This is a genomic window from Nocardia sp. NPDC004573 (assembly GCF_053602135.1).
Genome location: NZ_JBSGDA010000006.1, coordinates 287955 through 314053, shown reverse-complemented (window position 1 = coordinate 314053; position 26099 = coordinate 287955). Strand labels below are relative to the sequence as shown.

The 26099-nt window shown below is 67.8% G+C and carries 30 protein-coding genes and 1 pseudogene; 16 read left to right on the top strand and 15 right to left on the bottom strand.

From position 1 onward, the window contains the following. Positions 1–53 precede the first annotated feature (53 nt). Positions 54–890 carry an ABC transporter permease gene (locus tag ACWEKR_RS13095; RefSeq protein WP_452354694.1) on the top strand — a complete coding sequence of 279 codons (837 nt, stop codon included), beginning with the start codon at positions 54–56 and terminating at the stop codon, positions 888–890. A 96-nt stretch (positions 891–986) separates the two neighbouring features. Here ACWEKR_RS13095 and ACWEKR_RS13090 read toward each other — a convergent pair whose 3' ends face one another. After that, positions 987–4319 (bottom strand): AfsR/SARP family transcriptional regulator, encoded by a 3333-nt coding sequence (locus tag ACWEKR_RS13090; protein WP_452354656.1) that lies wholly within the window; start codon positions 4317–4319, stop codon positions 987–989. A 131-nt stretch (positions 4320–4450) separates the two neighbouring features. On the opposite strand from ACWEKR_RS13090, the gene ACWEKR_RS13085 reads away from it, so the two are divergent. Next, a complete protein-coding gene (locus tag ACWEKR_RS13085) occupies positions 4451–4906 on the top strand; it encodes an SRPBCC family protein (RefSeq protein ID WP_195084093.1) in 456 nt (151 codons plus the stop codon). 105 nt (positions 4907–5011) lie between these two features. Continuing rightward, positions 5012–5881 carry a 1,4-dihydroxy-2-naphthoate polyprenyltransferase gene (locus tag ACWEKR_RS13080; protein WP_452354655.1) on the top strand — a complete coding sequence of 290 codons (870 nt, stop codon included), beginning with the start codon at positions 5012–5014 and terminating at the stop codon, positions 5879–5881. Between the two features lie 82 nt (positions 5882–5963). Here the strand turns inward: ACWEKR_RS13080 and ACWEKR_RS13075 are convergent, their stop codons facing one another. From ACWEKR_RS13075 to ACWEKR_RS13055, 5 genes are all read right to left on the bottom strand, one after another. After that, positions 5964–6347, bottom strand: a complete 384-nt coding sequence (locus ACWEKR_RS13075) for a phage holin family protein (protein WP_195084095.1) — start codon at positions 6345–6347, stop codon at positions 5964–5966. Positions 6348–6421: 74 nt separating this feature from the next. Then, positions 6422–7003, bottom strand: a complete 582-nt coding sequence (locus ACWEKR_RS13070; protein ID WP_195084096.1) for a Clp protease N-terminal domain-containing protein — start codon at positions 7001–7003, stop codon at positions 6422–6424. Beyond that, positions 7003–7224, bottom strand: coding sequence for a helix-turn-helix domain-containing protein (locus ACWEKR_RS13065; protein ID WP_040870358.1), 222 nt, complete (start codon positions 7222–7224; stop codon positions 7003–7005). Before ACWEKR_RS13065 ends, ACWEKR_RS13070 begins: the two co-directional genes overlap by 1 nt. Positions 7225–7339: 115 nt before the next feature. Further along, a complete protein-coding gene (locus ACWEKR_RS13060; RefSeq protein ID WP_452354654.1) occupies positions 7340–8425 on the bottom strand; it encodes a PLP-dependent cysteine synthase family protein in 1086 nt (361 codons plus the stop codon). Further along, positions 8422–8721, bottom strand: a complete 300-nt coding sequence (locus ACWEKR_RS13055; protein ID WP_267470261.1) for a DUF4229 domain-containing protein — start codon at positions 8719–8721, stop codon at positions 8422–8424. Before ACWEKR_RS13055 ends, ACWEKR_RS13060 begins: the two co-directional genes overlap by 4 nt. A gap of 248 nt (positions 8722–8969) precedes the next feature. Here ACWEKR_RS13055 and ACWEKR_RS13050 point away from each other — a divergent pair, with 248 nt between their 5' ends. Together ACWEKR_RS13050 and ACWEKR_RS13045 are read left to right on the top strand one after the other, a co-directional pair. Continuing rightward, positions 8970–9179, top strand: a complete 210-nt coding sequence (locus ACWEKR_RS13050; protein WP_040783886.1) for a BldC family transcriptional regulator — start codon at positions 8970–8972, stop codon at positions 9177–9179. 116 nt (positions 9180–9295) lie between these two features. Continuing rightward, the gene (locus ACWEKR_RS13045; RefSeq protein WP_452354653.1) at positions 9296–9502 is read left to right on the top strand and encodes a hypothetical protein; all 207 of its coding nucleotides are present in this window, start codon (positions 9296–9298) and stop codon (positions 9500–9502) included. A 189-nt stretch (positions 9503–9691) separates the two neighbouring features. Here the strand turns inward: ACWEKR_RS13045 and ACWEKR_RS13040 are convergent, their stop codons facing one another. Continuing rightward, the gene (locus ACWEKR_RS13040; RefSeq protein WP_195084100.1) at positions 9692–10300 is read right to left on the bottom strand and encodes a hypothetical protein; all 609 of its coding nucleotides are present in this window, start codon (positions 10298–10300) and stop codon (positions 9692–9694) included. Between the two features lie 311 nt (positions 10301–10611). Here ACWEKR_RS13040 and lppU point away from each other — a divergent pair, with 311 nt between their 5' ends. Next, entirely contained in the window at positions 10612–11262 is a 651-nt protein-coding gene (gene lppU / locus ACWEKR_RS13035) for an LppU family putative lipoprotein (RefSeq protein ID WP_452354652.1), read from the top strand. 476 nt (positions 11263–11738) lie between these two features. Here the strand turns inward: lppU and ACWEKR_RS13030 are convergent, their stop codons facing one another. Further along, the gene (locus ACWEKR_RS13030; protein WP_452354693.1) at positions 11739–12935 is read right to left on the bottom strand and encodes a lipase family protein; all 1197 of its coding nucleotides are present in this window, start codon (positions 12933–12935) and stop codon (positions 11739–11741) included. A 431-nt stretch (positions 12936–13366) separates the two neighbouring features. Between ACWEKR_RS13030 and ACWEKR_RS13025 the strand changes: the two are divergent. The 9 genes and pseudogenes from ACWEKR_RS13025 to ACWEKR_RS12985 form a co-directional block, all read left to right on the top strand. Continuing rightward, positions 13367–13540: pseudogene (locus ACWEKR_RS13025) on the top strand (helix-turn-helix transcriptional regulator); the annotation flags it as partial. 135 nt (positions 13541–13675) lie between these two features. Then, complete coding sequence (locus ACWEKR_RS13020; RefSeq protein ID WP_452354698.1) at positions 13676–14527, top strand: hypothetical protein; 852 nt, start codon at positions 13676–13678, stop codon at positions 14525–14527. Positions 14528–14697: 170 nt separating this feature from the next. After that, the gene (locus tag ACWEKR_RS13015) at positions 14698–15150 is read left to right on the top strand and encodes a hypothetical protein (RefSeq protein WP_452354651.1); all 453 of its coding nucleotides are present in this window, start codon (positions 14698–14700) and stop codon (positions 15148–15150) included. After that, complete coding sequence (locus tag ACWEKR_RS13010) at positions 15147–15641, top strand: DNA-directed RNA polymerase subunit beta (RefSeq protein ID WP_452354650.1); 495 nt, start codon at positions 15147–15149, stop codon at positions 15639–15641. The genes ACWEKR_RS13015 and ACWEKR_RS13010 overlap by 4 nt, the downstream gene beginning before the upstream one ends. Positions 15642–15648: 7 nt before the next feature. Next, entirely contained in the window at positions 15649–15870 is a 222-nt protein-coding gene (locus tag ACWEKR_RS13005) for a hypothetical protein (RefSeq protein ID WP_452354649.1), read from the top strand. Between the two features lie 239 nt (positions 15871–16109). Then, complete coding sequence (locus ACWEKR_RS13000) at positions 16110–16577, top strand: hypothetical protein (protein WP_452354648.1); 468 nt, start codon at positions 16110–16112, stop codon at positions 16575–16577. Beyond that, positions 16564–16917 carry a hypothetical protein gene (locus tag ACWEKR_RS12995; protein WP_452354647.1) on the top strand — a complete coding sequence of 118 codons (354 nt, stop codon included), beginning with the start codon at positions 16564–16566 and terminating at the stop codon, positions 16915–16917. Before ACWEKR_RS13000 ends, ACWEKR_RS12995 begins: the two co-directional genes overlap by 14 nt. 512 nt (positions 16918–17429) lie before the next feature. Continuing rightward, on the top strand, positions 17430–18269 hold the full coding sequence (locus ACWEKR_RS12990; RefSeq protein WP_452354692.1) for an alpha/beta fold hydrolase: 840 nt from the start codon (positions 17430–17432) through the stop codon (positions 18267–18269). Between the two features lie 270 nt (positions 18270–18539). Then, positions 18540–18803 (top strand): hypothetical protein, encoded by a 264-nt coding sequence (locus ACWEKR_RS12985; protein WP_452354646.1) that lies wholly within the window; start codon positions 18540–18542, stop codon positions 18801–18803. A 144-nt stretch (positions 18804–18947) separates the two neighbouring features. On the opposite strand, the gene ACWEKR_RS12980 is transcribed toward ACWEKR_RS12985, so the two are convergent. Further along, the gene (locus ACWEKR_RS12980; protein WP_452354645.1) at positions 18948–19601 is read right to left on the bottom strand and encodes a Uma2 family endonuclease; all 654 of its coding nucleotides are present in this window, start codon (positions 19599–19601) and stop codon (positions 18948–18950) included. 265 nt (positions 19602–19866) lie between these two features. After that, positions 19867–20226, bottom strand: a complete 360-nt coding sequence (locus ACWEKR_RS12975) for a hypothetical protein (RefSeq protein ID WP_452354644.1) — start codon at positions 20224–20226, stop codon at positions 19867–19869. A 147-nt stretch (positions 20227–20373) separates the two neighbouring features. Here ACWEKR_RS12975 and ACWEKR_RS12970 point away from each other — a divergent pair, with 147 nt between their 5' ends. Then, positions 20374–21540, top strand: coding sequence for an alpha/beta hydrolase family protein (locus ACWEKR_RS12970; protein WP_452354643.1), 1167 nt, complete (start codon positions 20374–20376; stop codon positions 21538–21540). A gap of 210 nt (positions 21541–21750) precedes the next feature. Here ACWEKR_RS12970 and ccsB read toward each other — a convergent pair whose 3' ends face one another. From ccsB to ACWEKR_RS12945, 5 genes are read right to left on the bottom strand one after another with little or no spacing between them, the layout of a single operon-like run. Then, positions 21751–22716 (bottom strand): c-type cytochrome biogenesis protein CcsB, encoded by a 966-nt coding sequence (gene ccsB / locus ACWEKR_RS12965; protein WP_452354642.1) that lies wholly within the window; start codon positions 22714–22716, stop codon positions 21751–21753. 2 nt (positions 22717–22718) lie between these two features. Further along, a complete protein-coding gene (gene resB, locus ACWEKR_RS12960) occupies positions 22719–24365 on the bottom strand; it encodes a cytochrome c biogenesis protein ResB (protein ID WP_452354641.1) in 1647 nt (548 codons plus the stop codon). Then, positions 24362–25195, bottom strand: coding sequence for a cytochrome c biogenesis CcdA family protein (locus ACWEKR_RS12955; RefSeq protein WP_452354691.1), 834 nt, complete (start codon positions 25193–25195; stop codon positions 24362–24364). The genes resB and ACWEKR_RS12955 overlap by 4 nt, the downstream gene beginning before the upstream one ends. A 40-nt stretch (positions 25196–25235) precedes the next feature. Then, positions 25236–25481, bottom strand: a complete 246-nt coding sequence (locus ACWEKR_RS12950) for a hypothetical protein (protein ID WP_195084110.1) — start codon at positions 25479–25481, stop codon at positions 25236–25238. Next, positions 25478–26068 (bottom strand): TlpA disulfide reductase family protein, encoded by a 591-nt coding sequence (locus ACWEKR_RS12945; protein ID WP_228829327.1) that lies wholly within the window; start codon positions 26066–26068, stop codon positions 25478–25480. Before ACWEKR_RS12945 ends, ACWEKR_RS12950 begins: the two co-directional genes overlap by 4 nt. Positions 26069–26099: the final 31 nt, after the last annotated feature.

The window sequence follows — 26099 nt, the reverse complement described above, 5'->3', positions numbered from 1 at the left end:
GCGGCAGCTTGCGTCACCACGAAGGGCCCGCGCATGCCGACGAGGAGCACAGCATGACCACCACCATCACCGCGACCGAGAAGCGCCGAGCGGCGCCGACGAGAATTCCCGAAGTGAGCAACCGCGTTCCGCTCACCCAAGCGGCGGCGAACTCGTTCACCATGGCCTACCGCGGCCTGCTGAAGATCAAGCACAAGCCCGAGCAGCTGTTCGACGTAACGGTGCAGCCGATCCTGTTCACCGCCTTGTTCGCCTACATCTTCGGCGGCGCCATCGGCGGCAGCGTGCACGACTACCTGCCGGTCCTGATCCCCGGGATCCTGGTGCAGACCGTGGTGCTGACCTCGGTCGTCACCGGCACCCAGTTGCGCGAGGACATGGACAAAGGCGTCTTCGACCGGTTCAAATCCCTGCCCATCGCCCGCATTTCGGCGCTGGCGGGCGCGCTGCTGGCGGACATGGTGCGCTACGTCATCGCGACCGTGCTCACCATCGTCGTCGGCGTCGCCATCGGCTATCGACCGGAGGGCGGCGTGGTCGGGGTCGTCGCGGCGGGCCTGGTCATCGTGATCTGCTCGTTCGCGATCAGCTGGATCTGGGCGCTGGTCGGGGTCACCGGCAAGAGCGCGGCGGGCGTGCAGGGCATCTCGATGATGATCATGTTCCCGCTGACCTTCATGTCCGGAGCCTTCGCGCTGGTGAGCACGATGCCGGGCTGGATGCAGGGCCTCAATCACGTGAACCCCGTGTACTACATGGTGAACGCGTGCCGCGGGTTGATGAACGGCGCAGGCTTCGGCGGCGACCTCGCCTGGTCGCTGATCGGCGCGGTGGTCGTCATCGCGATCTTCGCTCCGCTCACGGTCAAGGCGTACATGCGGCGGGCGTGAGCCATCCACACACCAGAGCAGGCCGGGTGACCACGGTTACCCGGCCTTTTCGCATATCAGCTCGCGCACATCGGTGCCGTTGCGGAGGACGAGTGGTCAGCGGGCGGCGCTCAGGCTCCGCAGCATCCGCATGATGCGGTCGGCGGAATCGTTCCGGCGCAGCCGGCCGAGGCGGCTGCGGGCTTCCGCGACCTGGTCGGCGCCGAGTTCCGCGATCGCCGCGTCCAGGTGCCGTTGCCAGCGCATCGAGGGAAAATCCTGTCGGCAGAAGACGTTCGGGGCCAGCACCAGCAAGTCGAGACCCATGCTCGGCGCACGGTCGGCGGCCACGAGGTACGAGCCGACCGCGCACGCGACGGCGCCGATCTGCGGCAGGTCTCGATATTGGCTCATCGTCGGCACGGTGAGCTCGGCCAGCTGTGCCGACAGGACGGCCGCTGTGCCCGCCCCGCCGTGCAGTACCTGCGCGCCGAGCGCCGCCGCGGCGAGCATGAGGGCGCCGGGGCCGGGGCCGACAGCGTTGTCCGGCCAGCCGAACAGCTCCAGCGCGCGTTCGTAGCGAGCGGATCCGCCCGCGATGTCGCCCTCCGCGTACGCCAGCTCGGCCGAACTCTGCATCACCGTGGACAGCAGCCGATTCCGGCCGAGGGACGAGCTGTCCAGGTCCGGCGTGCCGGACGCGAGGTCGAGTTCGCGGCGGGCCTGCTCCAGCTCGCCGATGCCGACCAGCGAAGCCACCAGCAGGCTGCGGATCTCCACGGTGTCCTCGTAGGCGCCGAGCCGTTGCAGCACGTCGAGCGCGCGGCGGTAATAGGTGACCGATTCGGCGTACTGGGCGATCTGCCCACAGACCTGTCCGAGGTGCCTGCTCACCATGGCTACGCTCCAGACGTTCTCGCGCCCGAGGACATTAAGCGCCTTGATCGCGTCGATCGTGGAGCCGCGCACGTCGCCGAGGTTCTCTCGCATGTTGGCCCGCAACAGCAGCGCCGAGGCCCTGGTCTCCGGATCGTCCGTGCGGACCGCCTCGGCCAGCAGCCTGCCGATTCCGCGTCCATCGGCTCTGGTGAGCACGACCCGGCCGATGAAACGGCTGTTCTCGCTGAGCTCTACGCCGGGGCGGAACAAACGGCGCACACGCAGGCGCAATTCGGCGAGGGCCCGGGCGCTGCCGTTGGTGTAGGCGAGATGCAGGAACATCATCTGATAGGTGACGAGCACCAGGTCCGCACGCGGACCTTCCGGCCCGAGACCGGCCGCATCCAATTCGATGACGCGCTGGGCCCACGCGATCACTTCCATATGCGATCCGCGGATCATCCACAGCGTGCCGACGACGGGGAACACCGTGTAGGCCGTCGCGGCGTCCCGTCGTTCGATGGCGCAGCGCAGCGCGGCGAGCAGGTTGTCCAGTTCCGCCGCCACGGATAACGCGAGGTGGAACTGATCGCCGGTCATGTACCGGCTCGCCACATCATCGGCGTAGAGCCCGGCCCACCGCAGCATGCGGGTATCGACCTCGTCCGGCTCCCCCGCGGCGGCGGTCAGCTGCTCTTCGCCGAATTCCCGCACCGTCTCCAGCATCCGGTAGCGGGTGCCGAGCACCGCGTCGTCCAGCACGGTGAGCAGCGATTGATTGACCAGGCCGTCGACGGCCGCGGCGACATCGGTCACGTCGGTCCCGCCCGCGACCGCCTCGGCGGCGGACAGCGTGAAACCGGCCGGGAACCGGCACAATCGGCGCAGCGTCGCCTGTTGTTCGCGGTCGAGCAGGTTCCAGCTCCACTCGATCACCGCGTGCAAGGTGCGGTGCCGTGCGGGCGAGCTGCGGTCGCCGTGGCGCAGCAGCGCGAACCGGTCGGCCAATCGCTCGTTGATCTCCTCGACGCTCATCGTCCGGACCCGGGCGGCGGCCAGCTCGATGGCCAGTGGCAGCCCGTCGAGCGTGTGGCAGAGCTGGGCGACGATCTCCGGGTCGAGCCGGACCGCGGGGCGCACGGCCCTGGCACGCGCGGCGAACAGCTCGGTGGCGGGTGAGCCCGCCGGGTCGATGGTCAGCGGCGGCAGCGGATACACGGTCTCGGCGGTGATCGTCAGCGGCGAGCGGCTCGTGGTGAGCACGGTCAGCCGGGGCGCGAGGCCGATCAGGTCGGCGACCACCACGGCGACGGCGTCGATCAGGTGCTCGCAGTTGTCCAGGATCAGCAGCATCGGGCGCGCCGACACCGCGTCACGCAACCGCCTGCGCAGATCGACGGACTGCCCGGAGCGCAGCGTCGCCGTGTCGAAGGTGACCTCGCTGAGGCCGAGCACCGCGGCGATCGCCGCCTCGATCTCGACTCTGGCGTCGCCGCCCTCGGCCCGCACCGAGGCCAGCTCGACCAGCGCCGCCGGGCGGGTGCGCGCCACCCGCGCACCGAGCTCGTTGGCGACTCTGGTCTTCCCCGCGCCGCCGGGACCGAGCACGGTCACCACCCGGCAGGTGTGCAGCAGGTCGGTCAGCGCGGCGAGGTCGTCCGTCCGGCCGAGCAGCGCGTTGGGCGCGGCGCGAAGGCCCATCGCGACAGGCGGTTGTTCCGCGGGGGTGGCTGGAGCCGCCGGTTCCCTGCGCAGATCCGTCACCGGCGTCCCGGCACCGCCCGCGCCGGGTCGCGGCGGCGGCCCTGCGGGCCCGATCGGCTCTCCGCGCAGGATCGCCGTGTGCGCCGCGGAAAGCGCGGGCCCGGGATCGGCGCCGAGTTGGTCGATCAACCGGGAGCGGAAGGCCGCGAACGATTCCAGCGCCTCGTTGGCCCGTCCCGCCGCCGCGAGCAGACGCATCAAGGCCAGCTGCGCGGGTTCGTCCAGCGGATCGGCGGCGGCGCGGCCACGCGCCAGGGCCAACGCCCCGTCGACGTCGCCGCAGGCTTCGCGGGCGGTGAGTTCGAGCTCGTCGAGTTCGGCGAGGCGCCGCCCCGCCGCGACGCGCAACTCGTCGGCCAGCTCACCCGGCGGCAGGTCCGCACCGGGATCCCCGCGCCACAGCGCCCGCGCCCCCGCGATCTCCGCCAGGCAGCCGGCGAGATCGCCTGCGGCGTGCAGCCCGCGCGCCCGCGTCACACGGCCGCCCACCGACGACAAGTCGACCTGTTCGGCGGCGAGCGTCAACCGGTATCCCGCCGGGCCGATCTCCAGCGCGCCCTCCGGCAGCGCCGAACGCAACCGGGACACCTGGGTGTGCAGCGCGTTCATCGGCGCCCGCGGCGGTTGTTCACCCCAGACGTCCGTGATCAGGGCTTGCGCGCCGCGGCTGCGGCCGGGCCGCAGGGCCAGCGCGGTGAGCAGGAGCCGGGAGCGCGCGCCGGGCAGCGGCGTCAGCGTTCCGTCGCGGCGCAGCGCGACCTCGCCCAGCAGGGCCACCACGACCGATTCGCCTGCGGGCGTCGTCACTGCTCGACTGTGGCCGTGCGGGCCGCTGTGCTCCGGAAACATCCCGCGGTCATCGTAGGCGAGCAGGCCGGAGGGAGCCGACACGATTTCTTTGCCGCGACTGTGAGCAATCGGTCGCATAGTCTGACCCCATGGCTGAGTTCGAGGTGGTCCGATCGGCCGTGATCACGGCCGACCCCGCGCGTGTGCACGGGCTGATCAACGACTTCCACAAATGGGTCGAGTGGTCGCCGTGGGAAGATCTCGACCCCCAGCTGCAGCGCAGCTATTCCGGCGCCGACTCCGGCGTGGGTGCGCGCTATGCCTGGAGCGGCAACCGCAAGGCCGGCGCGGGCAGCATGGAGATCATCGGCAGCGCCGACCGCGAGATCGGGGTGCGCCTGGAATTCCTGAAGCCGATGAAGGCGACCAATATGGTGACCTTCCTCTTGTCCCCGGTCGAGACCGGCACCGAGGTGACCTGGCGGATGACCGGGCAGCAGACCGGCCTGATGGGCGTCATCGGCAAGTTCATCCCGATGGACAAGTTCGTCGGCCGCGACTTCGAGAAGGGACTCGCGCGCCTGCAAGAGGCGGCGACCGCTTAAACGGCCTGATCGCCACACTCGCACCAGGCGGTACCTGCGCCTTCGCTCCGGCCGTGCGCGGGCTGAAGACGGACTGCCTCCGACTGCGCCGATTATGCTGCGGACATGGCTACTGCAGCGCAATGGATCGAGGGCGCGCGCCCACGCACCCTGCCGAACGCGATCGCCCCGGTGCTCGCCGGAACCGGCGCCGCCGCGTCCGTCGACGGCGCGGTGTGGTGGAAAGCGATTCTCGCGCTGCTCGTTTCGCTGGCGCTGATCGTCGGCGTGAACTACGCCAACGACTACTCCGACGGCATCCGCGGCACCGACGACGTCCGGGTCGGCCCGCTGCGTCTGGTCGGGCAGAAGCTGGCCTCCCCCACCGCGGTGAAAACCGCCGCCGTCGTCAGCCTCGTCATCGGCGCCGTCTTCGGTTTGGTGCTGGTGTTCACCAGCGCGTGGTGGCTGCTGCTCGTCGGCGCCGCCTGCCTGGCCGGGGCCTGGTACTACACCGGAGGCAGCAACCCGTACGGCTACAGCGGCTTCGGCGAAGTGGCGGTGTTCGTCTTCTTCGGCTTGGTCGCCGTGCTCGGCACCCAGTTCGTGCAGGCGGGCCGGATCGACTGGGTGGGCGCGCTGCTCGCGATCGCGGTGGGCTCGTTCTCCAGCGCCGTGCTGGTCGCGAACAACCTGCGCGACATCCCGACCGACACCGGCTCCGGAAAGGTCACCCTCGCGGTGAAACTCGGCGACCCGCGTACCCGGACCCTGCACCTCGCGCTGCTCACGGTGCCGTTCCTCGTGACGTTGGCGCTGATCGCCCGCACGCCGTTGGCCCTGGCCGGACTGCTCGCGGTGCCGCTCGCCGTGCGCGCCAACGCGCCGGTGCGCGGCGGCAAGGGCGGCTTGGAACTGATTCCCGCGCTGCGGGACTCCGGCCTGGCTCTCCTGGTGTGGTCGGCCGTCACCGCGCTGGCAGTCGGGCTGGGCTGACGTCCGAACCCGTTCCCCGGCCGCGCCGACCCGCTGACGGCCTCCGCGCGGAACGTGACCGCGCGTGCGCCTGCGCCGCGAATCAGTCCTCGTCCGGAACCAGGATGCCGAGCACCCAGTTCACGAGCGAGACGATGATGCCGCCGAACACCGCGGCCCAGAAACCCTCGACGCGCAGGCCGTATTCGGTGAACGCCTCGGTGATCTCGGCGGTCAGCCATAGCATGAGCGCGTTGATCAGCAGCAGGAACAAGCCGAGGGTGACGATCACCAGCGGTAGTGACAGCAATTTCACGATCGGCTTCACCACCGCGTTCACCGCCGTGAATACCGCGGCCACGGCGAGGACCACGCCGATCTTCGCGCCGTTGCCGCCTTCGGGAGCGAGAATGTCGATCTTGTCGATCCAGAAGGCGGCCAGCCAGATGGCCACCGCGTTGATGATCAACCGAATCACGAGCTGCATGGCCCAATGCTAGGCGTCGGATGCGGACACGCGCCGCCGGAAAACCCGAACTCCGGCAGCGCATGTCCGCCGGCTCAGGCCGCACGGTCGAGCAGGGCGTGCACTTTGGGCCGCAACTCCTGGATCACGGTGGGGCCGCCGAACAGGCGCACCGTCGTCTGGTTGGGAGCGCGCAGGATGCCGAGCAGCATGTGCCCGGATTCGATGGTCTTGTCCTTGCGGCCGAGCGCCTCACGCAGGGAGAGTTCGAGCACCTTCTTCGCTTCCTTCGTGAACGGAATGTGCCCGTAGTACCCGCCGCGGCTCCAGGGGAACGGCCCACGGCGCGGGTCCGGCGCGGCGCGGTCGAGTGCGTCCTCGCCGAAATTCGCTTCCAGCGATTCCCGGACGGCGTCCAGATCGATGCCGATGGATCGCAACGCCTCCGCGTCCTCGGGACCGAGTGGCACACCGTTGCCCTGTTCGGCCAGCGCGCGGCGCACGCCGTCCCGAGTGAGGCCCGCCTCCGCGAGCAAAGCCGTCACCGCGGGCTCGGCCTGCGCGAGCAATCCGAGCAGCACGTGCTCGACCTCGATAGTCGACGCGCGGAGTTCGCGCGCGTCCTCCTGAGCGGCGACGATCGCCGTGCGCGCCGACCTGCTGAACCGTTCGAACATCAGCGGCTCCTGCCTTTCCGGTTGTATTTCTGGTGAACTGCCTGCTTGCTGACCTCGAGCGCTTCCGCGATCGCCTGCCAGGACCAGCCCTGGGCACGGGCGTTGGCCACCTGGATCGCTTCGAGACGTTCGAGCAGCCTGCGTAGGGCGAGCACCGCGCGCAGCCCGACTTTGGGATCGGGGCTGCCCGCGGCGGCCGCCAGAGTGGTTGCTTCCGTCATGTCGTCAATTTTGATTGACGTCAACGTGTGGTGTCAACAAAAATTGACACGATGGGGTGCGACAGGCACCCCATTCCGCTCGCAGCGAACAGCACCTACGCGAGGCGCGAACCGATCAGGCGTCCCAGACGCCGGTCGCCATGAACTTCTCCAATACCGCGGTGGGCGCGGCGAGATCCAATCCCTGGCCCGCGACCCACGCATCATCGAAATAGGTTCCCGCGTAACGATCGCCGCCATCACACAGCAGGGTGACGACACTGCCGCCGCGGCCTTCGGAGAGCATCTCGGCGATCAGGGCGAACACGCCCCACAGGTTGGTCCCGGTCGATCCACCGACCCGGCGGCCGAGGCGCGCGCTCGCGAACCTGGCCGCCGCGATGGACGCCGCGTCGGGCACCTCGAACATACGGTCCACCACCTGGCCGACGAACGAGGGCTCCACGCGCGGACGGCCGATACCCTCGATCCGGGAAGGCATTCCGGTCTGATAAGCCGCGTCCCCGGTCTCGTACCCGCCGTAGAACGCGGAGTTCTCCGGATCGACCACGGCCAGCTTCGTCGCGTGCCTGCGGTACCGGATATAGCGGCCGATCGTGGCGCTGGTGCCGCCCGTGCCCGCGCCGACCACGATCCATTCCGGCACCGGGTTGGCCTCCAACAACATCTGCTGGAAGATCGACTCGGCGATGTTGTTGTTGCCGCGCCAGTCGGTGGCGCGCTCGGCGTGGGTGAACTGGTCCATGTAGTGACCGCCGCACTCGGCGGCCAGCCGTGCGGCCTCGGTGTACATATCCGGCGGGCGGCGCACGAAGTGGCAGCGCCCGCCCTGCGCCTCGATCAGCGCGATCTTCTGCGGGGAAGTGCTCGCCGGCATCACCGCGACGAAGTCCAGGCCGAGCAGCTTGGCGAAGTAGGCCTCGCTGACCGCGGTCGAACCGGAGGACGCCTCCACCACGGTCGTCCCCTCGGTGACCCAGCCGTTGCAGATCGCGTACAGGAACAGCGAGCGGGCCAGGCGGTGCTTGAGGCTGCCGGTGATGTGGGTGGACTCGTCCTTGAGGTAGAGCTGGACGTTCCACCCGGCAGGCAGCGGATAGCGCAGCAAGTGGGTGTCCGCGCTGCGCTGGGCGTCGGCGTCGATCAACCGCACCGCGTTGTCGACCCAATCGCGCGGTGCGGTGTGATCACAGGACTTCACGAAGAGGCCCCGGCCTCCGGCGGAGTGGGCGGCTCGTCGCCGCGCAACCGCGCCCGAAGCTCGGCCTTGTCCCGTCGCCTGCGCTCGTCGACCAGGGCGATGTCCTCGTTCACCTTGGCCCGCAGCCGCTTGAAGAGGGTCAGCGACAGCGGCATCGCGATGATCAACGCGAACAGGGCCGCGACCACCACCGGGATGTCCACCGCCACCAGCCACGCGGCCAGCTTGATCAGCGCGGCGAGCGCTACCACGAGACCCAACCTGGCGACGGTGTATAGCGCCAGATTGCGGGCCAACCGACGACCTGCGCCAGCCGTTTGCTGTCCGGAAGCACCTTTTGGTGGAGTTGCGTCACGCACATCCCTCAGCCTATGCGAAGCTGTTGCCCGCCCCCGGTGCACGCCCAACAGCCGGGGGTGGGGCGCGCATCCGTTTTGTCTATTACCTCCCCTTTACCAACTGTAGGTGGTTCGAGTACCTAGGGGTTTCAGTGCGACGATGGCGCCATCTGATGAGGGAACTGTCGAGAACGGAGAGGTTTGCTATGACTGCGATCACCGTCGGCGGCCAGGACACCCTGCTGACTCCGGGCCAGGTTGCTGCCCTGTTCCACGTCGACCCCAAGACCGTGACGCGCTGGGCCCACGCCGGGCGCCTCGGGTCGCTGCGCACACCGGGCGGACATCGCCGGTTCCGCGAATCGGAAGTACTCCAGCTGCTCAAGTCGCTGACCACCGAGGCGACCGCACGCTGATCGCAGGGCGCGCGGGCCCGTCGTGCTCGGGTCCGCTCGCCCGCAGACCATTTTCTGCGTCTGCGGTGTGCGGGAGTCACGTCCGCGGCTACCCTCGTAACCAGGAGGTGAGCGACGTGACGTACTTGTTGGCACTCATCGCGGTGGTGGCGATAGCGGTGTTGTGCTGGAAGGCGTTCGGCCCCGAGCGGACTGGACCCACTGCCCCGCAGAAGCGTTCACCACAGCGCAAGCGCGTCATCGGACCCGACGACGACCCGGAGTTCCTCTGGCGACTATCTCGCCAGCACCGCGACGGCGAGTCCGGTTCCACCGAGCGCTGATCGTGTCGCGTCACCCGCGCGATAGCACGCGTCCAGCGGCATCGGGCGTTCGCGCGTTCTCTTCGCTCCGCGCCGCAGCCGTGGCGGCCTGACCGAGCTCCCGTCAGGCGGCCACGGCGATCGGCAAGCCGGTCCGGGTACGGCAGGCGCGCTGCGGTGCGCCTGCCGTACCCGATCGTGCGGTCCCGATCAGGGTTCGCCGTTGACGACCGCCATCAGCGCGTCCATGAACGGCTGCCCGCCCTGGATGGCTCCGCCCGCGATCGCACCGACGACCAGACCGATCGGGCCGGTGATGATGCTGAAGAAGCCCAGACCGATCAGGGCCCCGAGCAGTCCACCGAGCAGCGCGCCCGCGACCACACCGACGACGTTCTGGTTCAGCTCGGCGATGAGGCGGTTCATCGAGCTGATCGGCTGCATCTCGCCGATCTCCTTGGCGCCGGCCGTCGGCGTCAGCGCGAGACGCCGTCCGCTGTCGCTGATTTCGTGCGCGACCGAGAGCTTGCTGCCGGAAACCTGGAAAGTCAGCGGCACTTCCGCCACCACGGCTCCGGTATCGGAGGTCAGTTTGATCTTGGTGCCGTCGTCGGTCACCGCGAAGGTGCCGTGCTCGACGGCGGTCGTGATGGCCCCGGTCTCGCGCGAAACCGTGGTGCGGTAGTCGACGCCCTGCTCGACGCCCGCTGTCGTGGTCTCCCGCTCCGGTTCGATGGGTTTCGCGTTCGCGGCCCCCGCTGTGATGCCCACTGCGGCAACCGCACCGAGCGTAATGGCGGCAATAGTGCCGAACTTCATTCTGGAATTCCTTCTCACCGAGACACCCGGCTCCGGAGGCCGGATGGCGTGTGACTGTACAGCGCCCGTGACTTGTTTCCAGACCTGGCGGCCGGCACACATGATCACGAAGTTCGTTATCCGATCGTGATCACCGCTGCCCCGGATGCCGGGACACAGGTGAATTGCCAGGACGGTTCGCTCCCCTTGGGAAGCAAAACTCGACGCGGACGTGCCGCGTAGTGTAAGCATGGCGTGGTCTTCAATCCGCAAGATTCACAACTTCGGGTCGCTAGGTGGGTTCGAAGGGTTCAGAGCTCTGGAGGACGTACGTGTCGCGCCAACGTGTCCGCGCCGGTATCACCCTGGCCGCCTTCATGGTCGGGACCGGGCTGGCGGCCACTCTCGTGGTCGTCGCCGCGCTATCGATGTCCGACCCCGCCGACGAGCCGGCCAAGGCCGCCGCTCAGGCCGCCAGCGCGGCAACCACCTCCGCGCCACCGACGACCACCGAGGAGCCACTGCCGACCACCACGGAGGCACTGCCGACCACGTCGGCGTTACGTGGCGCGTCGAACAAGAGCGCGACCAGCCTGCAGGTGAACATCGGCGATTGCGTGCAGTTCGGCGGCGCGGGCGCGATCGACAAAACCGCTTGTGGCAGCCCGAACTCGGTCTACAAGGTCGTCGAGAAGGCCCCGGCCAACGCCACTTGCCCCACCGACGCCGACCACACCTACAACGAAACCCTGCACGGAGCGGCACAGGCCGCGCTGTGCCTGGACATCGACTGGGTCGTCGGCGGCTGCATGGAACTCACGCCCGGCAGCCCCAAGCGTCTCGACTGCGCAGCCCACACCCCCGGCGCCGTCCGCGTGATCGACATCAAGCAGAACACCGTCGACGTGAACGCCTGCGGCTCGGCCGACAGCGGAATCGTTTACCAGCAGCGACATTTCGTCGTCTGCGTGGCCCGGCTGTAGGAACATCGCTCGGCCGTCCTCCGCGTCGGCCGTCCGCGGCGTAGCCACCCAGAGGAGCTCTTTAGCAGACATGCGAAGTCGCGTGTCCCTTAAGGCAGCGGAACTCGAAGTGTTATCGATTCCGGCGGTACATATTTCGGCGTAATGCTGATCTGCGTCTTACTCGCATCACGCGCCGAAGACGGTCTCGCATATTTGGGCGACACAATCTGAAACGGTCGTATTCAATCTTTCGACGCAAGCGCGCTAATAAAAACCCTACTATTCCGCCAAATAGTTGGAGGCATACGTCTTGTCAGGCCGCCGCGTTCGTGTCCCCGACGGCACCGCGTCCAACAGGTCGCTCCTGCGGTGCTGGTAATCAGCTCGCAACACAGCCAATGCCTCCCTCCTCCGCGTCAGTAGGTGCACGGCTGTCGCCGAGTCGCGCTGACCGCGCCGGGGTCGCCCGCACTGATGTCCACCCACCCGCTTCGTCAGCAGTTGCTGGGCGCGGGCTCGCCGCGAACCCGCGCGCCGAGCCACATCATCGCGGCCGGCGCACCCAGTACCGCTGTGGTCAGATGCTCGGCTCCGGACAGCGGCTCGGCTTCCGGCAGCTGTTCGATCGCGGGCACCCGCAGTGTCTGCACTCGCACCCCCGCCGCGCACCAGCGGCGGACGGTGTTATCGATGGCTTCGACCGCGATCTGCCGGTCTTCCGGCGAATGCCATTCGAAGATCGGTGTGTCCGGTACCCCGCCGTAGAGTTCCAGACTGTTCTCCTCCACCACCGAGCGTGCTTGGCGGCTGTCGAAGATCGAAGTGTCGGTGACGTACTCCCGAGCGCTGCCATTGATACCCGCAGTGAGAATCTCGTTGCTGCAGCTGTTGGCCATGGCGTCAGCGACCTCGCGCCCGCGCGGGGTGAGATATGAGCTGATCGGCAGCCGGTCCGGATACTCCCGCTCCAGTCCGATCGCCGCCGCCATGGCCAAGCCGAACGACGGGTGCGGATCCAGACCCAGCGCCTCCGCCATCGTCACCAAGTTCATCGGGACGCCGCCGATGGCGGCGCCCGCGAGCCGCAACTCCGGTGCGTACGTCGGCTGTAGCGCGGCCGCCCATGCGGTCGCCAGACCGCCGCCGGAGTAACCCGCCATGACCGTCGCGCTGTGCTGCGCGGCGAGCGCGGGCAGGCGCTGCACCGCTCTGATGCCGTCCAGAACGATCTGGCCACCCAGGCGAGCGGCCCCCAGCGCGAACTGCGGTCCGAGGTGATCCGGCAGCGCGACGGCCCAACCCTGCGCCAGCGCCACGTTCAAGATCGGCGTGGTCACGTTCAGATTCAGGTCGTCGCCGTACAGCTTGTGCGACACCGCGCAGCCGGTGCCGAGCGCATTGATGAAGTGCTGATACGACAGCAGTGGCCCGTCGGACCGACGGCCGAAGGGGGTGAGCACCGTCGTCGTCGCCGCGATCGGCGCTCCATGCGAGTTGCTGGACCGGAATTTGACGAGCGTGACGGTCGAGCCGGGAAACATCGCCAACGGCGGCAGAGCGCGCACACCGAGCACATCCCCTGGTCGGTGTGCCGCAAGATCCGCCGGGGCGGCGTAGAACGGGTCCGGATCGGGCCGTGGGTACAGCGGTTCCGCGGTTGCCGTCGTCGCGAGGAGCAACCCGAGTGCCAGACAGCCGACGGCGCCGAGGACCCGGACACCACCGCGCCTGCTGTCGGCGGAAAGAACCTGCCTGATCACGGCCTCGACCTCCACGGGTAGTTGGCGGCATTCGTCGATCAGCCAGCCTGCATTCAAATCGGACGCAACGAGCAAACCTTCAGCGACACGCCGGACAGCGAGCGGAAACGCAAGGAATCCGCCCGAGTCATCCCGATCAGGCGAATCGTTCGGCCACGTCTCCAGCGGACCGCCGAGGTGGTCTTTCCCGCAGGCGGATCTCCACGCAGGGCTTCGCGCAGCCCCCGGGTCAGGGCATGCCATCGGGACAGGTGCCGACGGCGACTCGGCGCGTCCGCTCGCGATTCGACTCGCTTCGATCACCCGCACAATTCATGCCGACACGGCCTGACGAGAACCGAGAGCTCCCGTAGCCTCGGGCCATGAGCACCGATCTCGGGGAACGCTTGCGATCGGTTCGCAAGCGGAGCGGTCTGACGCAACGTGAACTCGCACTGAGTTCAGGGGTATCGCTCTCACTGATTCGCAAGATCGAACAGGGCGAGCGCGACGACACTCGCGTGCAGACACTTCGACGACTGGCCGTGGCGATGAGTTGCCCGCTGTCTGCGCTTCTCGGTCCGGACCCCTACCGCCCCGAGACCGAAAACGGAGAAGCCTGGCTTCCCACGCGGCGGGCTCTCCTTTCGATCGCAGATGGACAAGCGGCCGAAACGCCTCCAGAACGGAGCATGAACGAGTCACTTGTCACCGCGGTGAAGCTCTACCACGACAACGAGTACGACCAGTTGAGCCGACTGCTTCCCCACCTGATACTCGACGGGCGCGCCGCTTCGCCGCTCATGCGATCCCGGATTCTGCAACTGGCCGGGTCGGTGATGGTCCAGACGCGGCAACTCCAATCCGCGAAAACCGCGCTCGATCAGTCGCTGCGGGATGCGGAATCGACCGGGAACGTGCTCGACGCAGCGTCGGCGGTGATCACTCTGTGCTGGCTCCTACTTGTGGAACGACAGTTCGGCCAAGTCCGCACCTTGGCCGCGTCGTGGGCAGATCGGATCGAGCCGCGACTGTCCGTGGCCACAACCCGAGAACTGTCGACCTGGGGGTGGTTACTCTTGCGCGGCTCAGCGGCGGCGATACGAGACAACCGGCCGGATGAGGCGGACGACATGATGCGGCTCGCCAACGCGGCAGCGGCCGCGCTGAAACGCGATTCGGGAAGCTATCACCAATACTGGACGACATTCGGGCCCGCCACGGTCGCCATGAAGCGGGTCGAGAACGCCATCGTGGACGACCGTCCCGACCTCGCGTTACGACTGGCCCGACAGGTGCCGCCAGGGTTGCGGCCGACGTCCGACAACCGCAACAGACACCTGCTCGATGTCGCCGCGGCACACATCGAACTTCGAAGCTACGACACCGCGTTCGACGTCCTGGTCCAGCTGTCCCGCGAGGCGCGCCCGTGGTTGATCGAACAGCGGTACGCGAAGGAACTACTCGGCCGGATCATCGCCAGACGACGCACCCTTACCCCGGAGATGCGGTCCCTCGCCGATTTGATTCACCTCGAATACTAAGCCTTACAACAAGTTTCGATGGCCTGATGGCACTTCATCGGGCCACTCACCGAGAGTGCCATTGTTGCGGGGCTTCTCGGACTGTGACGCTGTCACCGGCCCCGACGCCGGGGTGAGCGGGCCGATTTCCTCTCGGCCGCCAGCGCGGTGATGGCCGCCGGCTGGGGTCGATGCCCTCGGCGTCGGGTGCTTTCCAATCGGATGGCAGGGAGGCGCAGGGGATGGATGCGAGCAGTCGGCAGGGGTTCTATTCGGCGGGGATCGCCGAATTGCGACGGATCGCGGCGTATTTGAAAGACGAGTCGATACCGTTGCCCGGCGCGTTGGCACATACAACGGTTGCGATGCCGGCACGTCGCCACCGGTACACGCTGGTTGCCACGTACGTGATTGCGCCGGACACTGCGCCGCTGGTCACGGCAGCGAACGTGCTCGAGATGGTGCACGTGGCCCGCGCGGGTGCGGTGATCGTCCCTGGGATGGCGCATCTGGGCGGGTCGGTCCCGGCCGAGTTCACGCGGGTGTGCAGCGTGATCATGCCGGGGCACGTGATGCTCGGCCGCTCGCTGTACCCGACGCCGACAGTGCCCGGCGGCGCCGAAGACGCAGAGGTGCAGGGATGAGCGCAGCGGGCATAAGCGGTTTCGATCCGACCACACCGAACGGGCGGTGCGCTTTCTACAGGCTGGTCTGTCAGCTCCCGGCCGAGGTAGACCCCGAAGCCCTCGGCCGGATCGTGATGCGGGCGGGTTCGATGGTCTGGGGTGTATCGGTACCCGAGCCGTTGGGCCGGGCAGTGACAGACCGCTTACGAAGCGGCGGCTATGGCCTCGGCCCGATCATCACGCACCCGCATTCGGGGACCTGGACCTTTCTGGTGCGACCTGATCTGCCCGACGACCCTCGAGCCTTCGCGGGCCTGTTCCGGGATCGAGTGAAGGTGATCCGCGACGGCGGGTTGATCGCACTCCCTTCCCCGGCCGACAGCGACACCGCGTATCGCGCATGGCTCGAAGCGCCCCGCGACACCTACCGACCGTCGGGGCGGCTGGTGGTGGAAGCGGTGCGCGCGTGCCTGCTCGCGGAGCGATCACGCCACCAACGAACCCGTTGACAGCCTCATGACCGGTCTCGCCCAGTCTCCGCACACAGAAGAACCCGACGTCCACCTTTCGGTCTACCTGCACGACCAGCGGATGGACTTCGCCGCATGCCTGACCGCCGCCCTGGTGTTCATCCAGGACTGGAACGCTCGCCACCGCCCCGGCGCGGTAACCGTCCTCCCCGGCAACCCCACCGGCCTCCCCCGCCTCCCCAACGAACGGCTCTACCTCGAATCCTGAACAGGCCAGCCGGTGCCCGCCGACTGGGCCAGAGAAGCGACCGAGTCACTCGGGGAACCCAGGGAACCGAAACCGTGGCGGATGCGTCAAATCATGTTGAAAAGCAATGAATTCGGCAGTCAGGATGTTGCGCCACCCGCTGCGGCGATGGAGCCGTCTCGGGCGCTGACCCGCCATCACTGGAGAAGCAACGACATTTCAGATAGGCACCGGTCCGGTGCGACTACGTGGGGGTTGAGATGAAGACACATGCATTGATAGTCGCCGCAGCAGTGGTGTTCAGCCTGATCGGTGGGGCGATCCAAAGCCCACCGGCTCAAGCGTCATTCCCTTGGGGAGCGTGCGGAATCAGCTCGCCCGCGGACAAGGTCGTCACAACCTTCGGCGACTGGAAACTGCTGTGTGGGGACGAAGAATCAGGTTATCGGCACATCCAGCAGAGGCACATGAGCGAGTGGGAAGGCCTCGCGGGAATCGAAGGTCGCAATTGGAGGGACATCACCGACATGGCTATCGCCAAAGCTCACGACGCACCCGACTGGCATGGCTCGGTTGGGAGCGGCAAGTACTGTTACACGGGGCAGATTTATCTCGTCAACCGTGCCACGGGAGCGATAGCCAAGACGGTTCAGCCCACCGTGATCGTGAACGAGAAAGGCAAGGTCATCACCGCCTACCCGGGAGGAGCCTGTGGTGGAAAAGTCTGATCCCGATCTGGATGAACTCACCGATTCGGTGGTTCGTGCCGGTAACGAGTGGGGATACCGGATCGGCCGCGACAGCGCAGGTCGGCTGCTACTCACGGCTGTAGGCGAATCGCCGGTGGTTCCCACCGTCGAGTTCCGGTTCAGCGACCAGGAACTCCGCGACTACTACGCGCGCCTCGCAGCGAAAGCTGGAACACCGACCGGCGAGAGCACGCCGTGGAAGACGTGGATGGTTCTGATGTCGACCCACCTCAGCGAGGCCGTTTACAAGGTGGGGGTGCTCAACCAGCCATGCGTCATCGTGATCGATAGGGCTGGATTCTGGGCCGAACCGGTGTAGAACACCGCAGGGCCTCGCGATGGCGCAAGCGAAGTCCTGCGGATGTGCTGGGAATTGGCGCCGCTGGCCCGCACCGGCGACCTCGCCCGCCGGCCGGTCCTCTACGATTCGACGTCACCGAGTGGCCGTCGGTGACTCGTCGAACACCCTCTAGAAGCCCTGCCTGTTCGGGCCGAACGGGCGTGACCTTCCACGGTTTCGCGTAGGGCTGTAACCGGGAACGTGGGGATGTCGGATTCGGCTGTCGCGGGTTGTCGGTGTCCAACCGGTGTCAGCGGCCACCGGGAGTTCCCGAGTACGGCCAGTTGCGACTCCCCGCGAGCGGCCAGTTGTGGCGATATGGCATACCGCGAGCATTCAGGCGGGACAACCCGCTGTTGTCGGGTTCGGGGCGATTGCGGGAGTGTGGACGCGGTCTCGGCTGCACCGATGACTTTGGGGTGAACCTGTCGTCAACACCTCTGGAGATACCGGCAGACAGGAGTTCAGGCATGGGACCGTTTCGGGTGGGCATGACGTCGGTGCGGGCGAACGGTGTCGATCTGGGCATCGAGAGCTTCGGCCGCGAGGACGATCCGCTGATCCTGCTGGTCGGTGGCACGACAATGTTGTCCTGGCCCGACGCGCTGTGCGAGCGGCTCGCCTCGGGCGGGCGGCGGGTGGTCCGCTACGACCTGCGTGACTCCGGCGCGTCGACGACCCTCGACCCGGAGAACCCGGGATACGACCTGCGCGATCTCGCCGCCGACGCGGCTGCGCTGGTCGAGGTGCTCGGCGCCGGGACCGCCCACCTCGGTGGGGTCGGCGTCGGCGGGATGGTCGCTCAGATCGCCGCGCTGGACCACCCGGACATGTTCTCCGCACTCACTCTCGTCGGCACCCGGCCGGTGGCGCCGGGCCCGGTCGACGAGGACCTGCCCGACCACGACAGCGCGGTCATGGGCGCGCTGTTCTCCCGCCCACAGCCGGACTGGACCGACCGAAATGCTGTCGCGGCGTTCGCCGCCGAGGGCGCCGAGCCGATGGGCAACGATCCGCAGCAGGCGCGGGCGACGGCGGCCCGAATCTGGGACCGGACACCGTCGAGCGATCCCGCGGTGCACCAGGCGAACCAGCTCGGGATGGTGTTCTCCCGGATCGACTGCGCCCCACGCTGGCGGGAGCGGCTCGGGGAACTCGACGTGCCCACGCTCGTGGTGCACGGTCGCGCAGACCCGTTCTTCCCGGTCGGCAACGGTGCGGTCCTCGCCGCCGAAATCCCCGGGGCGCGACTGCTCGTGCTCGACGACATCGGCACCGCTCTGCGCCATGCCGCAGCCGACCAGGTCGCTGCCGCCATGCTCGCCCTGTAACCGCCCGGCTCGAGTTCCGCGTCAAGCAAATCGTCTACGTGGCGTTCTCCCTCGACGAGACCGTGACGGGCTTCACGTTCCTCCAAGGAGGCCGCTGACAAACCGGCGGAGGATCTGGGCCGCAACCCCACCTTGGCGGAATCGGCGTACCGCACGGGTGCACTGCCGGGCACCCTTGGTGTCCTTTCGGCGGGATCCGGCGTCGATGAGGCTTTACCGCGTCACCTCGACAGCGGGATCGTCCCGCGACACGAACACGAAGGAGCCCGCATGACGACGGACCAGCGCTCGACCCACCGCAGGCATCGATCAACCCGCGCTTTGGCGATCGCGGCGATACCCGCCCTACTCGGCATCGGCGTGGTGACCGCAGGAGTGGCCCAAGCCGGTCAGGACGCCACCGTAACCACCTGTTCCGGGCCCAACCTGGTTTGCGTCCCGCAGGACAGCCCGGCCCCCGGCGGCCACAGCAACCTCGATTCGGGTACTCCCCACCGACCTCACTCCCGGCTGATCGGGCCGGGGATCATGTGACCGAGCAAGGCGACGACGTGCGGCCCGCACACTGGCGGGCCGCATTGATATTGCGGCTGATCCGACGTTCCGCATCCCCGAGCGCTATCCCTGCCCGGTCCAGGCAACCGGGATCGCGTACGGAGGATGGCGGGAACACCTCCGTCAGTATTCGAGTTCGGTCCAGGGGATGCTGATCGGGAAGGGTGCCTCGACTTCGATCCCATCCGGATTCTGGTGGGTCCACTCGGCGGCGAGGATGTAATTGGCGGCACGGAGCGGGCGCACCCGGCCCGGAAGCTGCACATGGCCGATGTCGAGGCCATAAGCGCGAACGGTGGCGATCTCGCTGACCTCGCGGGCCAGGGTCACCTCCCAGTACCAAGGGATCCCGGCGGTGGCATAGCGTCCCTTTTTTGCTTCGATGTCCGTCTGCGAGTTGGACGGGGACAAGACTTCGCCGACCAGTACGACATCACTCCCCCGCACGTCCTGATAGGGGGATTCGAGACAGCGGTGGACAAGGAAGTCCGGCGTCAGGAAGTTGGACTTCCCAGTAGGACCTAGGAACACGTTGGTTTCGAAGGTGACCCGCCAGCAGTGTTCCGGCTCGTCGGACATCGACTTCCGCGCGCAGCGCTCCAGCGAGTTCGTCAGGCGACGTGTGAAGACCTGATGTTCGCCGGGCCCGCGACGCACCCAGACCACTCGACCGTCCCACAACTCGATCTGCTGCGCGATCTCGTCGGGAAGCCGCTCCAACTCCTCCCAAGTCATCGACTGGGGAAGTTCCGGCCGCTCGATGTGTGGCACCGACATGCCGCAATGGTAACGGCCAGTGCGGACCGCCACGCGCCGAAGGCCGCGCACGACGCGCCCACCGCCCGAGCCCTGTCAGTGGCCACCGCGAAGTTCCTGCGTACGGCCAGTTGCGATTCCCCGCAGGCGGCCGGTTGCCGCCGCTGACACCCTGCCAGCGTCCCGCCGAACATCGGATGTTGCCGACGAGGTGTGGCACGCAACTCCGGGCGAAGGCTGTAGCCCTAGGTGTGTGAGGGGCGGTTCGTGGCTACCGTACGGACGGTCAGAATCGAGTAAAGCCGGTGAGCGCTCGCCGTACCGTCACCTCGCCGACGGGTCCAGCACGCAGCCCGTCGAGCACCTCGTCGGACATCTCGCCGTAGGTCTCGAACGACTGAATACTGCAGTGCTCCATCACATCCTGGATGTAGGGATCGGACAACTTCCAGTGCGCGAGCACTGCCTCCGAGTCACGATAGAGCTGGAAACTGTGTGCAAGCCCGCGGTCTTCGTCGAGAAAGACCTGCACCATCAGCTGCGGGCCATGCTCTGCGACGAACGCCACCGCCCGCTGCACGGCCTCCTTGAACTGTTCGAGATGACCGTCGGTTATCCGCATGGTGTTGTGGAACAGAATGCTCATTCCTCGATAATTAAACCTCGATAATGGTTGAGGTCAAGTCGAACCGGGGTGGCGCAGGCTTGATCGACAAATCCCTCCGGACCTCAGGGTCGGTACGGGTGATCGCCCCGATGTATGCGCAGCGCTTGCGGTTCTATGTTCTCGTGTGTGACTGCTACTTCCCTGCTGCTCCGGGTCAGCGCGCTCGTGATCGCCTTGGCGTTGGCCGGTGTACCCGCCGCCGCGTCCGCGGAGCCGGTTCGTTTGGGCCTGCCCGCACCGACCGGCCCGTATCCGGTCGGTAGCGCCGAGCTGCACCTGATCGACCCGAGCCGGGTAGATCCGTGGGTACCCGAGGGCGTGCGGGAGTTGATGGTCACCGTGCGCTATCCGGCGCAGCCGAACACCGAGCCGAAAGCGCCGTACATGGCCGCTGGGGTCGCCGAAGCCGTAGCCGCAACCGATGCCGGCAAACTTGGCGTCGAGCCGAACCTGCTCGACTACCGCTTCCCCACCCACTCCGGTCTGGGCGCGCCTGCGGCCGACGGCCGCCGGCCGGTCCTGCTGTACTCGCCGGGGGCGACCCTGTCGCGCTCACACGGCACCACGCAAATGGAACAACTGGCCAGCGACGGCTACATCGTCGTAGCGATCGACCACACCCACGAAGCCGAAGCCGTCGAATTCCCCGGCGGCCGCGTCGCGCGCAAAGCCCTCCCGGCGCCCACCATCGACGTCTCCAAACGCTTGATCACCACCCGCATCGCGGACATCCGGTTCGTCCTGGACCAGCTGGAACTGCTGGCGGCCGGCGCACACCGCGACGCCGACGGCGGGGCCCTACCGGCCGGGCTGAACACAGCTCTCGATCTCTCCAGGATCGGCATGTTCGGTCACTCCGGCGGCGGATTCACCACCGCCGAGACCATGCTCGCCGACCAGCGCATCAGCGCGGGCGCCGATCTCGACGGCAGTATGGCCTACTCCCAATCCGCCCGCGACTTCGGCCGAGCCGCCGACGAAGGCTTGGACCGGCCGTTCCTGCTGATGAGCGCCGGCGACCACAGCCTCGACACCGACGCCTCATGGCAACAGTTCCTCCGCCATCACCGCGGGCCGCTCTGCCGAGTTCACCTGGCCGACGGTGAACACTTCAGCTACACCGACTACCAAATCTTGCTCCCCCAGCTGGGCGGTGCCGCAGCAGGGTTCGTCGGCGCCATCGATCCTGCCTACAGCCTGGCCGTTCAACACCACACACTCAGCGCCTTCTTCGGCATCCATCTATCCCACGTCCGCGACGAGAACCGAACGGCAGCACCCGGCTGCCCATGAACCCCGCAGCCGGGCCGCGTCACCTCGTCGCGGCAAGCGCTTGCGCTACTACGCCCACTTGTGGCCGGATGCCGATGAGACGACGCGGACAGCGGTCGGCGGCGTACTCGAGGCCCGCCTCGGCACTACTGCGTACTCACTGCGTACCGACGACGCGAGCGACCAAGCCGAATAGCGCGCCACACGTACGAAAGCGCTGGTCAAGCCCTATCAGTTCAATCCCGCATACGAGTGCAACCCGCTGATCACCATGTTGATGATGAACAAGTTGAACAGCATCGCGACGAAGGCGGCGATGTTGATCCAGGCGGCCTTGGTGTCGCGCCAGCCGGAAGTGGCGCGGGCGTGCAGGTAGGCGGCGTAGAGGACCCAGGCGATGAAGGAGCAGGTTTCCTTCGGGTCCCAGCCCCAGAAACGACCCCAGGCGGCTTCGGCCCAGATGGCGCCGAGGATGACGCCCGCGCCGAACAGCGGGAAGCCGATGATGGTGGCCTTGTAGGCCAGGCGGTCCAGGGTGCGGGCGTCGGGCAGGCGGCGGGCGATGGCGCCGAGGACGTTGTCCGACTCCTGACCATCCGGCTGACGCAGGCGGTAGAGGAACAGCATGCTCGCCACACCCGCGAAAAGGAACACGCCGCTGCCGACGCTGACGATGGTGACGTGCACCGGCAACCAGAACGACTTCAACGCGGGCACCACGGGCGCGGCGTCGGCGTAGAGCACCGTCCCCGCGAGGAACAGCAGGATCAGCACCGGAACCAGCAGGAACGCCCACATGGCGCGGTAGCGCTGCTCCCGCAGCAGCAGGAGCCCGACCAGCACGGCGGCGGCCGTGGCCATGGTGACGAACTCGTACATGTTGCCCAGCGGGAAACGGTGGGTCGCGAAACCGCGCAGGACGATCGCGCCGACGTGGAGCGCGATGGCGACCATCAGCACCGAGAACGCCATGTTCCCCAGCCGCTCCGACAGCGGCCGCCGCGCGGGCTCGACGATCCGGCCGGGCCCCCGCGGTGTCGATCCGCCGCCCACGGTCACCAGTTCGCGCTCGCTGACCTGGCGGCTGCGGGCCGTCGCGTACTGCCAGATCAGCAGCACCAGCACCAGCGCGTACACCACGATCGCCGTCTTGAAGGCGAAATCGCTGTACCTGGCGATGGTCTCGTCGATCGGCATCGTCACTCTCCCGTGGTCTCGGCGGGCTGGTCGAGCAGGCGGGCGCGCAGCCGATCGAACTCGCCGCCCCAGCCCGCCTGGTCGGTCCGGGCGAGCCCGCCCATCTCTACTACAGTGCGTCGTTGGTCAACGGTACCGGCTGTGTCCTCGGCCGGGTAGACCCGCACCCAGATCCGGCGACGCTTGATCAGCAGCGACACCAGCAGGCCCGCCATCATCAGCAGCGCGCTGACCAGCACCCACTGCTGTGCGGGGTCGTGCGACACCTGAAGGTTCACGAACTCCTGCGCGCCGTCGAAGGTGACCTTGGTGCCGTTCGGCAGCGTGGTCGATTCACCGGGACGGAGATTGACCCTGGCCTCCTTGGTCAGCCGGCCCTGCTTGACCTGCTCGGGATCCAGGGCGAACAACGACTGCGGCTTCCCGGTGTCCAGGCCGGTGTCCCCGCGGTAGACGTCGACCGCGACGGCGGGATCGTTCATCGCGGGAAACGCCGAACTCAGCAAGGATCCGTGGAACAGCGCCGTGGGCGCGAACAGCCCTTCGATCGCGATCTGGTTCTTGCGGCGCTCCTCGTCGGTCGCGTACATACCCCCGGGCGGGTCGATCCGCAGCACACCGCTGGACAGGAACGTCGAGGCGTCGTCGGGACGCCACTGGATGGATTCGGTTCGGGTCCGACCGTTCGGGAAGGTGACGGTGAAGGTCGGAGCGTAGCCGTGCCCTTGCAGGTAGAGCCGGTCACCTGCGACCCGCAGCGGGTGGTTGACCTGCACCTGAGTGTCGCGCCAAGTGTTCGTCCGCAGGTCTTCGCCCGCCTGGTAGGCGAGGTTCGCGGTGAACATCTCGGCCTGCCCGTTGGTCAGGTAGTCGGCTCGGAAATCCTTCACCCGCACGCAGAGCGGGGTCATGCCGGTGCCGTCGTTGACGTTGCCCGCCTTGAACGAGTCGAACACCGCGGGCGAGGTGGTGCAGAAGCCGGGGCCGTTGTTCGCCAGGACGATGACGCTGCCCTCGTAGCCGAACAGCTTGCCGGCGGCGATGGCGATCAGCAGTCCGACCAGCGCGAGATGGAACACCAGGTTGCCGAGCTCACGGGAGTAGCCCTTCTCCGCCGACAGCGCCAGTTCCCCCTCGCGGGGGCCGGGGCGAACCTCGCTGCGCCATCCGCGCAGCTGGGCGCGGGCGTGATCGATCAGCTCCTGCGGCGAGCGCTCCACCCGCCCCGAATAGTGATGCGGCAGCCTGGTCAGGTTGCGCGGCGCGCGCACCGGCGGGGTGCGCAGCGCGCGGTAGTGATCGAACGTGCGCGGCAGGATGCAACCGACCAGCGAGATGAACAGCAGCACATAGACGGCCGTGAACCAGAAACTGGAGAACACGTCGAACAGCTCGAAACGGTCCATCCACGGACCGAGCGTGGGCCGGTCGGCGATGTACTGTTCGACCTTCTGCTCGTTGAGGTTGCGCTGCGGCAGCAGCGCCCCAGGAATCGCCGCCAGCGCGAGCAGGAACAGCAGCACCAGGGCGGTGCGCATGCTGGTGAGCCCGCGCCAGGTATTGCGCAGGAACGCCAACGCCCGTCCGGCGACGGATTGGCGCGGCGGCTGTTCGGGGCTTTCGATCGCAGGGTGATCGGTCACGGTCATATCGGCAAGGTCACCTCGGAGACGAACGCGTCGCGCACCCAGGCGACGAACTGGTCCCACGCCCCGGTGACCAGCGCGGCGCCGACCGCGACGAGCAACATGCCCCCGATGATCTGGATGGTGCGGGAATTACGGCGCAGCCAGCCCACACCCCGCAACGCGCTCGCCGACCCGAACGCGAGCACGACGAACGGCAGACCGAGCCCCAGACAGTAGGCGACGATCAGCGCGACCCCGCGCACCGCTGTCGTCCCGTCGGTGCCCGCGGCCACCGCCATGACACCGGACAGCGTCGGTCCCAGACACGGTGTCCAGCCGAGCGCGAACACCCCGCCCAGCAGCGGTGCGCCCATGAGGCTGGTGAGCCTGCGCGGTTCCATCCGGGTGTCGCGCTGCAACGCTGGCACCAGGCCGATGAAGACCAGGCCCATCAGGATCGTCACCACGCCGCCGATACGTTGCAGCAGCTCCCGATTGACGTTGAGGGTCTGGATGACGCCGAACACCGTCGCGGTCGCGAGCACGAAAACCACCGTGAAACCGGCGACGAACAAGCCCGCCGCGCCGGCGACGCGCATCCGTCCTGAGCGCAGTCGCGCCGCCGCGGCCACGGTCGCGCGGCGGGTCCCGGTGGCCTCCGCGACGGTGGCGGGCGGCGCCTCGGCGCCGACCAGTCCGGCCAGGTAGGACAGGTATCCCGGCACGAGCGGCACCACGCACGGCGACGCGAACGACACCAGACCCGCGAGCAGGCACGCGCCGAGCGCCAGCAGCAGCGGCCCGGAAGACGCCGTCTGCTGGAACGAATCACCGACTCCGGCGAGCACCATCACAGGCCCTCACCGATGCGCGGCGCGGTGCGCGGAAGGGTCACACCGAGTCCTCCGGCGTTTCCTCCGGCGCTCGTCCGGCGCCACGGCGCGGCGCTACCGTCCGCTCGGTGGCCTGTGGCTCCTCGAACACGGCGAAGTCGAGCAAGGACTCCGCCGCGACGCTGCGCGGCACGGTGGCGATACCCGCCCACCGGTCGTCGACGGCCCATCCGCCGCCGATGCGTCGGGCGCCCTGCCGTGGCCGACAGGCACGCAGGTGGCGGGTACGACGGTCGCGATTCACTGTTGTTCCTCCGCGGCGATACTTTCGACCACTGGCTGCAGATCCTCGGCGAGCAGGGACCGCAGGAAGACCGCGGCGACCCGGTGTTGCCGGTCGAGGACGAGAGTGGTGGGGATGACACTGGTTGGGAAGTTCCCGCCGAGCGCCAAGAGCGTGCGCATCGACGGGTCGTAGATGGACGGGTAGCCGACCTTGTTGTCGACCACGAAATCTTGGGCCTTGTCCTGTTGCGGATCGCGGACGTTGATCCCCAGGAAGGCGACGCCTTTGTCCTTCGTCGCCTCGTAGACCTGCTCCAAGGCGGGCGCCTCGGCGCGACACGGACCGCACCACTGCCCCCACAGGTTGAGCACCACGACCTTGCCCGCGTAGTCCTCGACCGACGTGGTCTTGCCCGCCGTCATCAGATCCGGACCGGCTAATCTGCCGATGGTGCCGCGCGCGGCGGGCGGGTCGTAGCGGATGTCGGTCTTGCCGCCGGGCGAGACGAATTCGAAGGTGCCGCCCGTGGCCACCGCGTCCGAACCGGTCGAACAACCCGCGAGCGCGGCGATCAGCGCCACGCACGCGAGCAGAACCGGCAGCATCCGCCCGGCGCGCGCCGAGGGCGGGAAGGAG